General features: G+C 57.0%; 13 protein-coding genes. 10 read left to right on the top strand and 3 right to left on the bottom strand.

The features are described 5' to 3' along the window. The first annotated feature begins 38 nt into the window (after window positions 1-38). The 10 genes from TAMC210_RS11940 to TAMC210_RS11895 all read left to right on the top strand — a co-directional run bounded on the left by TAMC210_RS11940 (window position 39) and on the right by TAMC210_RS11895 (window position 9,215). The gene (locus TAMC210_RS11940; RefSeq protein ID WP_217267375.1) at window positions 39-578 is read left to right on the top strand and encodes a DivIVA domain-containing protein; all 540 of its coding nucleotides are present in this window, start codon (window positions 39-41) and stop codon (window positions 576-578) included. A gap of 93 nt (window positions 579-671) precedes the next feature. Further along, a complete protein-coding gene (gene ileS / locus TAMC210_RS11935; protein WP_173299018.1) occupies window positions 672-3,458 on the top strand; it encodes an isoleucine--tRNA ligase in 2,787 nt (928 codons plus the stop codon). 54 nt (window positions 3,459-3,512) lie between these two features. Beyond that, window positions 3,513-4,103 (top strand): phosphate propanoyltransferase, encoded by a 591-nt coding sequence (gene pduL / locus TAMC210_RS11930; protein ID WP_173299237.1) that lies wholly within the window; start codon window positions 3,513-3,515, stop codon window positions 4,101-4,103. A gap of 93 nt (window positions 4,104-4,196) precedes the next feature. Beyond that, complete coding sequence (locus TAMC210_RS11925) at window positions 4,197-4,493, top strand: DUF5665 domain-containing protein (protein ID WP_217267374.1); 297 nt, start codon at window positions 4,197-4,199, stop codon at window positions 4,491-4,493. A 26-nt stretch (window positions 4,494-4,519) separates the two neighbouring features. Further along, window positions 4,520-5,236, top strand: coding sequence for a TraR/DksA C4-type zinc finger protein (locus TAMC210_RS11920; protein ID WP_217267373.1), 717 nt, complete (start codon window positions 4,520-4,522; stop codon window positions 5,234-5,236). 191 nt (window positions 5,237-5,427) lie between these two features. After that, complete coding sequence (thiD, locus tag TAMC210_RS11915) at window positions 5,428-6,225, top strand: bifunctional hydroxymethylpyrimidine kinase/phosphomethylpyrimidine kinase (protein ID WP_173299016.1); 798 nt, start codon at window positions 5,428-5,430, stop codon at window positions 6,223-6,225. A gap of 3 nt (window positions 6,226-6,228) precedes the next feature. Continuing rightward, on the top strand, window positions 6,229-6,684 hold the full coding sequence (gene lspA / locus TAMC210_RS11910; RefSeq protein WP_173299015.1) for a signal peptidase II: 456 nt from the start codon (window positions 6,229-6,231) through the stop codon (window positions 6,682-6,684). After that, a complete protein-coding gene (locus TAMC210_RS11905) occupies window positions 6,681-7,646 on the top strand; it encodes an RluA family pseudouridine synthase (protein WP_254388655.1) in 966 nt (321 codons plus the stop codon). Before lspA ends, TAMC210_RS11905 begins: the two co-directional genes overlap by 4 nt. After that, window positions 7,628-7,846, top strand: coding sequence for a DUF2007 domain-containing protein (locus tag TAMC210_RS11900; protein WP_173299013.1), 219 nt, complete (start codon window positions 7,628-7,630; stop codon window positions 7,844-7,846). The genes TAMC210_RS11905 and TAMC210_RS11900 overlap by 19 nt, the downstream gene beginning before the upstream one ends. A 172-nt stretch (window positions 7,847-8,018) precedes the next feature. Continuing rightward, entirely contained in the window at window positions 8,019-9,215 is a 1,197-nt protein-coding gene (locus TAMC210_RS11895) for a hypothetical protein (RefSeq protein WP_173299012.1), read from the top strand. An 8-nt stretch (window positions 9,216-9,223) separates the two neighbouring features. Here the strand turns inward: TAMC210_RS11895 and TAMC210_RS11890 are convergent, their stop codons facing one another. The 3 genes from TAMC210_RS11890 to TAMC210_RS11880 all read right to left on the bottom strand — a co-directional run bounded on the left by TAMC210_RS11890 (window position 9,224) and on the right by TAMC210_RS11880 (window position 11,425). Beyond that, window positions 9,224-9,991 carry an ABC transporter permease gene (locus TAMC210_RS11890; RefSeq protein WP_173299011.1) on the bottom strand — a complete coding sequence of 256 codons (768 nt, stop codon included), beginning with the start codon at window positions 9,989-9,991 and terminating at the stop codon, window positions 9,224-9,226. Further along, complete coding sequence (locus TAMC210_RS11885) at window positions 9,988-10,914, bottom strand: ABC transporter ATP-binding protein (protein WP_173299010.1); 927 nt, start codon at window positions 10,912-10,914, stop codon at window positions 9,988-9,990. The genes TAMC210_RS11890 and TAMC210_RS11885 overlap by 4 nt, the downstream gene beginning before the upstream one ends. Window positions 10,915-11,233: 319 nt before the next feature. Then, complete coding sequence (locus TAMC210_RS11880) at window positions 11,234-11,425, bottom strand: helix-turn-helix domain-containing protein (RefSeq protein ID WP_173299009.1); 192 nt, start codon at window positions 11,423-11,425, stop codon at window positions 11,234-11,236. Between the last annotated feature and the right edge of the window lie 234 nt (window positions 11,426-11,659).

The following is an 11,659-nucleotide window of genomic DNA, read 5'->3' as shown; positions in this document are numbered from 1 at the left end:
GGAGTTTTCCGGGCGACACCTTCGGGGGAGTGAGGGTTATGGTGCTGACGCCGCTGGATATAAATAAAAAGGAATTCAGACGGAGCTTACGGGGATACTCCTGCGAAGAAGTAGATGAGTTTTTGGCCCAGCTGTTGAAGGACTACACCCAGGTATTCCGGGAAAATCAGGAGCTGCGGGAAAGGGTATTGCATCTGGAAGAAGAATTGGGACGCTTTGGACGGCTGGAAAATACCCTCAAGGAAACCCTGGTTATGGCCCAGAAGGCGGCAGAAGAAGCCAGGGAAAATGCCAGGCAGGAGGCCGAAACCCTTTTAAAGCAGGCGGAGGCCCAGGCCCAGAGCATGATAGCCCAGGCCCAGAACAAAGTGGCCGAAATAGAACGATACCAGGCAGCATTGGAAGCCCGGGTGCGCAGCTTTAAGTCCCGCTGGCGCTCTTTCCTATTGGCCCAACTGGAGCTTCTGGAAGCTGAAGACCAGGCGGCTCCGGCGGAGGAGGTGGCGGCCGAACCGGGTGAAGGGGCCGTCGCCGGGGGCGGGGAGCGCGGGGACGGGGAGGCGAGCCCCGGCGAATAATTAAGATGCGTTTGACGGGTTTGTACTCACAGGCGTATACTAGACAAAGATACTTTTAATATTCCTACCGGAGTGTGGGAGTGACGGCAAAAAGTGGACTACAGTAAAACCTTGAATCTGCCGCGAACGGATTTCCCCATGAGGGCCAATTTACCCCAGCGGGAACCCCAGATCCTCAAATTCTGGGAGGAAAACCGCCTTTACCATGCTGTGCAGGAAGCGAATAAAGGGAAACCCAAATTTATCCTCCACGACGGCCCGCCCTATGCCAACGGGGATATTCACCTGGGCCATACCCTCAATAAAATCCTCAAGGATATAATTGTCAAATACCGCTCCATGTCCGGCTACGACGCCCCCTATGTCCCCGGTTGGGATACCCACGGTTTGCCCATTGAGCAACAGGTTATCAAGAACCTGGGGCTCAACCGCCGGGAGGTGGACGTACTGGAATTCCGGCGGCGCTGCAAAGAGTACGCCTTAAAATACGTCAACATCCAGCGGGAACAGTTTAAACGCTTGGGTGTGCGGGGAGATTGGGAACACCCTTATCTTACCCTGGAGCCCGAGTACGAAGCGGTAGAAATCGGCATTTTCGGCGAGATGGCCAAGAAGGGGTATATTTACAAAGGCCGTAAGCCCGTTTACTGGTGTACGGATTGTGAGACCGCCCTGGCCGAGGCAGAGGTCGAATACGAGGAAAAGCAGTCGCCATCCATCTACGTTAAGTTCCCGGTGACGGATGCCGGGGGCTTATGGGAACCCCAGAACAGCTATGTGGTCATCTGGACCACTACACCATGGACCCTGCCCGCCAACGTGGCCATCGCCCTCCATCCCGAGGCGTCTTACGTGTTGATAGAGGCAGGGGGCGAGAAGCTGTTGTTGGCCGAGGAACTCTACCGGGATGTCCTGGAACTCTGGCAGGTGGAGGACTATCGCATATTAGCCCACTTCCGGGGCGCGGAACTGGACGGTGTGGTCTGCCGCAATCCCCTCATGGACCGGCCTTCGGTGGTAGTGGTGGGTGAGCACGTAACCATGGACCAGGGTACCGGCTGCGTCCACACCGCTCCAGGGCACGGCCTGGAAGACTTTGAAATCGGCCAGCGCTACGGCCTTCCCGTCCTTTCTCCCGTGGACGACCAGGGCCGGTTTACGGCCGAGGCAGGTCCGTTCCAGGGCCTTTTCGTGGGGGATGCTAATCAGGAGATTATCAAGGAACTGGAGAAGCGGGGAGCGCTCCAGCATGCCAGTATCATAACCCACCAGTATCCCCACTGCTGGCGGTGCAAGCACCCCGTTATTTTCCGCGCCACAGAACAGTGGTTTGCTTCCATTGACGGCTTCCGCCGGGAAGCCTTGGCCGCCGTGCGCCAGGTCCAGTGGATACCGGCCTGGGGAGAAGAGAGGATCTATAACATGATAGCCGAGCGGGGGGACTGGTGCATATCCCGCCAGCGTACCTGGGGAGTACCTATTCCCATTTTCTACTGTGCGGAATGCGGCAAAGAGATCATCAACGATGCCACCATCAAGCACCTCCAGGATTTGTTCCGCCTCCACGGCTCGGACGTTTGGTTTGCCCGGGAAGCGAGTGAACTGGTACCTCCCGGCCTTACTTGCCCGGCCTGCGGGAGCCAGCGGTTCCGCAAAGAAACCGATACCATGGATGTGTGGTTCGATTCCGGCTCCAGCCATGCGGCGGTACTGCGAACGAGGCCTGAGCTTTCCTGGCCGGCCGATCTGTATCTGGAGGGGAGCGACCAGCACAGGGGATGGTTCAACTCTTCATTGTGCACTTCGGTGGCCACCGAGGGCCAGGCGCCTTACCGGGCCGTCCTCACCCATGGTTTTCTGGTAGACGAAGAAGGCCGCAAGATGTCGAAATCCCTGGGCAACGGTATTGACCCGGCCGACGTCATCCGGGAAATGGGAGCCGATATTTTACGGCTGTGGGTGGCCTCCGCCGACTACCGCCGGGATGTAGCGGCTTCTCCCAACATCCTGCAGCAACTGGCCGAGGCCTACCGGAAAATACGTAACACCTTCCGCTTCCTCCTGGGCAACTTATATGACTTTGACCCGGCCCGGGACCGGGTACCCTACGGGGAAATGTTGGAGATAGACCGTTGGGCCCTGGCCAAACTGCAGCGCCTGGTGGACAAGGTTACCCGGGCTTACGAGGACTACGAATTCCATGTAGTCTATCATGCCGTGCACAGTTTTTGTGTAAACTATTTGAGCGCGGCTTACTTGGATATCCTCAAGGACCGCCTCTACACTTGGTCGGCTGCCTCCCGGGGCCGCCGTTCCGCCCAGGCGGCCCTTTATGAGATTCTCCACGTACTGGTACGGCTTCTGGCCCCCATTCTGGCCTTTACTACCGAGGAGGTATGGCAGCACCTGCCGGCAGCCGGCAAGGCCTGGAGTGTGCAGCTGGCCCCCTGGCCGAGGGTACAGGATGAATGGTGGGACCGGGATTTGGAGGCCAAGTGGGATAAACTGCTGCAGGTTCGCGAAGAGGTCAACCGGGCCCTGGAACTGGCCCGTCGCGAGCAGGGTTTAGGAAACTCATTAAACGCTTTTGTGCACCTTTACCCGGACGGGGAGCTTTATGAGTTTTTAAAGGCTGTAGAGGAAGAGCTTCCGGCGTTCTTCATCGTATCCGGTGTGCGGGTATGGCCCCCTTCTGAACCGGTGCCGGAAGAGGGAGTAAAAGGTGTGGCCTTTCCCGGGTTAACGATCCGTATTGCGCCTGCTCCGGGAAAGAAGTGCGAACGCTGCTGGAAGGTCAGCGAAACTGTGGGCCAACACGAAGACGAACCGGAACTCTGTTCCCACTGTGTGGCGGTATTAAAGGAAATCCAGGCGGGATAATAGATAGGGGTGGCCTTTTGCAGCTAGGGGCCTAAAGGGAGGGCCTTCATCGTGATGAAGGGGGAAGTGCTGCCGCTGGCCGTGCCGGTAGGGGTTTCCAATCGCCACATGCATGTTAGTCAGGCTGACTTAGAATCGCTGTTCGGCCCCGGGTACCGGTTAAAGCCCTATCGGGAGCTCAGCCAACCCGGGGAGTATGCGGCGGAAGAAACGGTGACCATAGTAGGACCGCGGGGGGTTATCGAGGGCTTGAGGCTCCTCGGCCCGCCGCGGGAACACTCCCAGATAGAGCTCGCCGTAACCGACACCTACCGGCTGGGGATTAGGGCGCCAGTAAGGGAATCGGGCGACCTGGAGGGGACGCCCGGTATCGCGGTGGTCGGCCCGCGAGGCGCCCTTAACCTCCCCCGGGGCGTAATCGTAGCGGCCCGTCACATACACATGGATGAGGCCAACGCTCGCAAGTGGGGATTGAAGGACGGGCAGCGGGTGAGGGTTTTGGTGCCGGGGGAGAGGGGTTTGATTTTGCACAATGTCATTGTCCGGGTAAGCCCGGTAGCCCGGCTGGAACTGCACTTGGACACTGACGAAGCCAATGCGGCCATGCTCAAGAATGGAGACGTCGTTCACATCCTGCGGCCTTAAGCAGGATTTTTTTGTAGGAGCCCTACGGGAGATAAGGTTTTAAGCATGGCGGTTAAGGGCAATATATTTTATTAAGGAACGGGAGAGAAGAAAGTGGTGGAGCGCCGACGGGAAGACGGCTCTCTGAGCGAAAAGATTGAGGCTCTGATTCTAACTTTGGAAAAGGCTAACCTGGCCGAATGGATAGAGCTCTACCGCCGCCCCCTCCGGCTGCTCTACTTAAATTTCCTGGCCGGCCTGGCCAGGGGGCTGGGTGTTGCGGTAGGCGTCACCATTCTGGGTACCGTTGTGCTTTATCTGGTTCGCGAGTTGGCCCTGCAGAACCTCCCGGTTATCGGGAAACTCATTGCCGAAATCGTCCGGGTGGTCCAGAAGGAGATTTACTATTAAAGAAAAGCGGACAAGGAGAGATGGGTTTGGAGCAACAAAAGTTGGAATATTTTCGCCGGAAATTACTTGCCCTCCGGGCCGCTTACGAGGAGCAGATGCGCTCCTTTGGCCTGAAGGGTTTAAACGAGGCTATGCAGGACTCTATCCAGGAGCTTTCCAGTTATGATAACCATCCAGGTGATCTGGGGAGCGAGCTCTTTGAGCGAAGTAAGGACCTGGCCCTGCGGGATAATGCCATGCTTCAGCTCCAAAAGATTCAGGACGCCCTGGAAAGTATCAAGGAAGGGACATACGGCCGCTGCCAGCGGTGTGGTCAGGAAATACCCCTCGAGCGTCTAGAGGCTGTCCCGGAAACCACCCTCTGTTTGGAATGCCGCCGCGCGGCAGAGGAGCCTCGCGTGACGCAGCGCAGGCGCCCCATAGAGGAAGAGGTGGTTCCTCTTCCTTTTGGGGGCCTTCCCGGGGATGAAGAGACAGGGGATAGGATGATAGACGGAGGGGAAGACGTCTGGCAGATGTTGGCCCAAACAACGGAGCATGCCTCCGAGGCGGGTAGCGGTTCATATTACGGCCCTATGGACCTTGATGAGGATCACGGTTATGTAGATCCGGTGGAAGGTATTCCCTACTTTAAGGGAGCCGATGGAATGTTTTACGAGGATGTGGGGGCCTATATCGACGACGAAGGCTACCCGCGTGCGCCGTTGATCGGGAATGAAGGCTGGGATAAACGCGAAGATTAGCCGGGCCGCCGGGAGAAAAACCTTCTCGGCAGGGAATCCCCCAGGGTTTCGCCGGCCAAAGGAAGGTTGTTTACCCTTAGGAACAGTAGTGATATTATAGGGTGAGGGCTAAAGGTAAAGTTGTAAGGTTGGGAATTAAGGTGCCGAAAACGGAGGCCTTTGGTTAAATTTCGAGGCAGGGAGGGGAGGAAATGTACAAAGCTTTAACCATTGCCGGTTCGGACTCCGGAGGAGGGGCCGGGATTCAGGCCGACCTGAAAACCTTTGCGGCTTTACAGGTTTACGGTACCAGCGTGATTACTTCGGTCACGGCCCAGAATACCTGTGGAGTTCTGGGGACTTATGACCTGCCCGCGGACTTCGTGGCTCTCCAGATGGACGCGGTGTTAAAGGATATCGGAACCGATGCGGCTAAGACCGGTATGCTGGCCAACGCCGATATTGTGAGGGTCGTGGCCCGTAAAATCAAGGAATATGGAGTAAAAAAATTGGTAGTGGACCCCGTTATGGTGTCCAAGAGCGGACATGCCCTCCTGGCGCCCGAGGCCTGTGAGGTTGTGGTTAAGGAGCTCATGCCCCTGGCCCTGGTAGTGACCCCCAACGCGGAAGAAGCTGCCGCGCTTACGGGCCGCCCCATAAAGGAAGAGCGGGACATGGAGGAAGCCGCCCGACAGATCCGCGACTGGGGAGTACCCTTTGTAATCGTGAAGGGTGGACACCTGCCGGGTGAAGAAGTGATAGACATCCTCTTCGACGGCCGCAAGATATACCGCTTTGCTGGACCGCGTATAAATACCAACAACACCCATGGTACCGGGTGTACCTTTGCCGCCGCCGTGACCGCATTCCTAGCCAGGGGGCTAGAGGTACCCGACGCAGCGCGCCAGGCCAAGGAGTATCTGGGGCGGGCCCTGGCAGCCGGTCGGCCTGTAGGCCGGGGTTACGGTACGGTCCACCACCTGGCAGGTTATTACACCTGGGGGGATTAACCTTTGCTGTTCCCGTTGTTGGTCCTGGCAATCGTGGCGGGTGACCAACTGACCAAGATGGTGGTGCGCCGTACTCTGGCGCCCAACGAGACCGTCCCCGTCCTCGACAACATCTTTCACCTTACCCATGTAAACAATCCCGGAGCGGCCTTTGGGCTGCTGGCCCACAGGACCTCCTTTTTTATAGCCACCGGCATAATTGTTACCGGACTCATAATTATTGCTTATCGCCAGTTTAGAAACGGCGGCTTTTACTTTCAGCTGGCCCTGGCCCTCCAGCTGGGGGGAGCTTTAGGCAACCTCCTGGACCGCTTGCGCTTCGGCTACGTGGTGGACTTTTTAGATTTCCGCATATGGCCTGTCTTCAACCTGGCAGATGTGGCCATTGTGGGGGGCGCAAGTCTGCTTGTATGGCAGTTGTGGCGCCGGGGTGGGGAAGGGGAAAGGGAGAGGGAGTGACGGGTTCTTTTTCCTTCGTAGTAGGCCAGGAGGACGCCGGGGTACGCCTGGACGTATGGCTGGCCCGCCACCTCCCGAATATATCCCGGAGCCGCGTGCAAGGGCTGATAGAGGAGGGCTTAATCTCGGTGGAAGGCCGGCCGGTCAAGGCCCATTACAAGGTCCGGCCGGGGGACCGGATATCGGGCCATATACCGCTGCCGCGGCGCCTAGAGGCCAGGCCGGAGCCCCTTGAACTGGATGTGGTCTATGAAGATGAGGATATTATCGTCGTAAACAAGCCCCAGGGAATGGTAGTCCATCCTGCCCCGGGAAACGAAAGGGGCACCCTGGTAAACGCCCTTCTCTACCACTGCAGGAACCTGTCCGGGATCAACGGTGTTCTACGGCCGGGCATCGTCCACCGCCTGGACAAAGACACCTCCGGGCTGCTGGTAGCCGCTAAAAATGATGCGGCCCATCGCTCTCTGGTGGCCCAGATCAAAGCTCGCCAGGTCAAACGGGTGTACCTGGCTTTGGTGCACGGAGAAATCACGGAATCCTCGGGCCGCATTGAAGCCCCCATCGGCCGTCACCCCGTTGACCGCCAGCGAATGGCCGTAACCCTCAAGAATTCGCGGCCGGCGGTTACCCATTACCGCGTTCGGGAGCGCTTTCCCGGCTATACCCTCGTGGAAGCTACCCTGGAAACCGGCCGTACCCACCAGATACGAGTGCACATGGCCTATGTGGGCCATCCGGTGGTAGGAGACCCCAAGTACGGTTTGCGCCGACAGCCCTTCGCCGTGCCGGGGCAGCTCCTCCATGCTGCCCACCTCGGTTTGACTCATCCCCGCACTGGGGAGTATCTGGAATTCAGCGCGCCCCTGCCGGAAGCCTTCGGTCGCGTACTGGAAGAGTTGCGCAGGCGTAAAGAACGGACCTGTGGAGAGGACGGGTGCCCATGGGAGAAAGATGGGTAGTAGTAGCAGCCACTTTGCCGGTAGAGGCCTCCCTGATGAAGGGCCTCCTGGAATCAGCTGGTATACCTGTACGGCTGCGCGGTGAGGCCATAGGGAGGTTATACGGTCTAAATCTCGGCCCCCTGGGCGAGGTAGAGGTCCTGGTGCCCGAAGGGAAAGCGGCCCAGGCACGGGAAATTTTAGAGGAACACCGCGGGTGAGTTCAGTACGGATATACGGTCGGAGGGGAGGACCAGGGCTACAGTCTTCGCTATTTTTCGGGGCTTTATCTTACCATAAAATGACATAACCTTTCCTTTTTCCCGAAGGAGTTTGAGCCATTGATGTCAAATATTTCCTGGGAAACAGGAAGTACCCAAAGAGGTGACATCGATGGCTAAGAAATCGAAAATTGCCCCCTTACCCAAGGTAGCTAAAATTCAGGTGACCGGGCGTTTAGACTCCCTTACCGACCTGCTTAAACTTCGTCTGTTCGAATATTCTCCCCAATCCGTGAGCGAGCTCGTTGCCGCTGCCCAGAAAGAGCTCCTGCCCAACCAATCCACGGCCAAGGTGCAGAAGAACGTGAACCGGTGCCTCAGCAAGAACCCCTGCTTCAGGAATGAAGGAAAGGGGTTCTGGTGCCTGCGCCTGGATGGCCTGAAGGACAACGACCCGGCGCACCGGCTCTTGCAGACCAAGGGGATGGCCATGCGGTTAAGCGATATTAACAGCGAGCTGCGGGAGAGCGGTAAGCCGGAAGTGCCTGGTGAACAGAAGCTGGTGCATGATGGCCGTTTCTTAAGGCTTAAGGACGGGAGGTGGGGCCTGATCCACTGGTCCTACCGCGACCCGGAAGAGGATAAGCAACCGGCCGCGGCGACGATGGAAGAGACCACCGCCCCTGCTGCTGCGGAACACCTGCCGGAACCCGAAAAAGAAAAGGACTTCTGGGACAAGCTCTTTCCCCTGGAGTCCTCTACCAATCCGGCCGATGGCGCTGCCGCCTGGCAAGAAGTGGCGGCCGGGGCGGAGGCGGCTACCTTGATCCTCAATACGGGTCCGGAGCTCAGCCTAATCAACGGCGGCAAGACCATGCCACCGGGGGAGAAGGTCGCTGAAAACCGGGAACTGGCAGAGCTGCGCCAGGAGGTGGAAGACTTGCGCAAGGAGAACCAAAACCTCCTGGCCGATCTGGAAAAGCTTCATCAACGGAAGGAAGAGCTACGGCAGGAGCTAACCCAGGTGGAAGAACAACTGGTCAGTCTAAGGGTGGAACGCGACGCCCTAAAGAAAAGGGTTCACCACCTGGAAACCAGGCTCATGCAGCTCCAGGGTACCTTAAACAAAACAGTGGCCGATGCCCAGGCCGAGCAGGCACGGCTTAAACAGCAGCTCCGGGAACAGGAATATCGCTTGCAGACCACGTTGATTGCCAACGAGGACCTGGAACAGGCAGTAGCCGAACTCCAGCGGGAAAAACAGGAGTTAAAACGTTACTTATCCCTTTGGCCGGTCCGCCTGGCATTAAAAATAGCTTCTCTCCTGGGTCTGACGTATTCCCGGCAGCGTCCCCGCCTTACCTTATGATGATTTTACTAACCCACGAGACGCTGGCGCAGAAGATGGATGGGAGGGTATAGGAACAGAGCGATAAAGGCCAGCAGCCATACTACGTGAAGCCACAGGTGCCCCCCTATATGCCCGAGGGTAAGGGCCCGCAGGAGCTCCACTACGTGGTACAGGGGGAGGAACCATGCCAGCTGTTGGGCCAGGGGTGGCAGATCGCCCAGGGGAAAAAAGATGCCTGAAAACAGGAACATGGGGGTAATTATCAAAGTGAAATAATAGCTGAAGGTATCGATTTTGGGTACCAGGCCGGTCCAGATCATGCTTAACTCGGCAAAGGCCAGGCCGCAGAGTACCAGGACCGGGGGAATGAGGAGGGCCCAGGGAGAGGGAACCAGCCCTAGCACGAAGATCACCAGGAGAATCACGCTCCCGTAAAGCAGCCCTTTGAAGGCCCCAAAGAGCATTTCCCCCAGCACGATTTCCTCTATACTCAGGGGGGTGACCGCCAGGGCATAATAAATTTTCTGGTAGCGCATGCGGACGAAACTATCATAGGTGCATTCCGAGGCCGTGGCCCACATGGCCGAAGAAGCGATGAGCCCCGGGGCCAGGAACTGGAGATAGCTCATCCCCTGGATGGCAGGGATATAGCTACCCAGCCCCCAACCCATGGCCCCTAGATAGAGGAGGGGCTCCACAAAATTAAACATGATATTGGCAAGCCAGGTTTTGCGGAAAACGATGAAGTTACGCCAGAAGACCTTCCAGGTACGGCGGGAGAGCTGCGGGCTCATTGCGTCAACCCCCTCCCTGCCAGCTTTAGGAAGACGTCTTCCAGGGTAGCCGGGCGCAGCATTTTGTGCCGGAAAGCCCGGTCCTGTAGCCGCGGCCAGAGGTCGTGGCCGCGGTCCGTATAGAGGAATAAAGTCTCTCCCACGAGCTGGTAACCCCTGATTTGACCGTCGAGGCCTGTTAAAAATTCGCCGGGCCGGTGGTTGGGAAAGGGAGCCAGCTCGATTACTTCTTGACCGACCTGGCAGCGTACGAGGTCTTCTGGTGCCCCTTCTGCCAAAATGCGGCCCTCGTTCATGACCAGTACCCTGTCACAGAGATAGGCCGCTTCCTCCATGTAGTGGGTGGTCAGGAGCACGGTTATCCCTTTTTCCCTAAGCTGGCGGAGTTTTTCCCATATTAAGCGCCGGGCTTCGGGATCGAGGCCGGTGGTGGGCTCGTCCATTATCAGCAGTTTGGGATTGTTAATCAGGGCCCTGGCTATGGCCAGCCGCCGCTTCATGCCTCCGGAGAGATGCTCTACCGAAGTATGGGCTTTATCCTGCAGATCGGTGAACTCCATTAACTCCTCGGCCCTCTGCCGGGCTACCCTGGGCGGGAGATCAAAATAACTGGCATAGAGGAGCAAATTTTCCTCCACGGTAAGCTCGGGGTCCAGGGTGTCCTCCTGGGGCACTACCCCTAATTGAGCCTTAATGGCGCGGGGATGCCGGCGGACATCCAGCCCCAACACCGACAGCTTACCCTCCGAGATGGGGGTAAAGCAGTAGATCATCCTTACAGTGGTGGTCTTTCCTGCGCCGTTGGGACCCAGGAATCCCAAGCATTCCCGCGTGCGGACGGTAAAATCGATGCCCTTGACCGCCGTAAAACCGTTATAGCGCTTTACCAGCTTTTCGGCCCTTATAATTATTTCATCCCTCATCTTTAGTGAAACTCCCCTACAACTAAAAGGCCCTCCGGGGAGGGCAAGGCTGCATAGTGCTGACCAACAATAATTATAGCCTTGTCGGTTACTCCTCGCAACCGAACCCCTACCGCCTACAAGGTATGGAAGACCAATTGAGCGAGGTGACACCGAGCCGTGGAGGGTCATTTTAGGGCCTCTCTCTTCCAGCCAGGCAAAGGGACGGGCATCCATCTGGACCAACATACCTTCTTTAGGCATACGGCTGCGGGAGCGTCTTCTACGGGCAGCCTTATGGGAATGGGGGTTATAGATACCGGCCTGGGCGAGGATACGGCTAATAGTTTTTAGGAGATAAAGAGATATTATGGAATTCAGCCAGCAGCTCCGACATATGTTGACAACTAGCCTCCTGAAATGGCCCTGCAGCTAGAGAAACTACCAAGCTACGAACTTCTTGAGGGACGGCATGATTAGGTTTTCGACCACGATTTTTATGGGCCAGGGCCGCAACACCTTCTTTTTTCATTCCTCCCTTAAGGCGGAAACTCCAAAAGTTCTGCTGCCTGCCGGACAGTGATTTTCCCGGCGAGGACCTGTTCCACGACGTAAACCCTTTTAGCTTCTTTTTCGCTCAAAAATGTTTCTCCCCTCATAATGACATTTTCTCAGTCCGCTTACACTATGACATTATCACTGTCCGGTAACAATAAATAAAATAATGCTTGACAGGGAGGACATATTGGGCTAAAGTTATCACGGT

This window comes from Thermanaeromonas sp. C210 (assembly GCF_013167955.1).
Lineage (GTDB): Bacteria > Bacillota > DSM-521 > Neomoorellales > Neomoorellaceae > UBA12545.
This window is presented reverse-complemented; position numbering and strand designations above follow the sequence as displayed.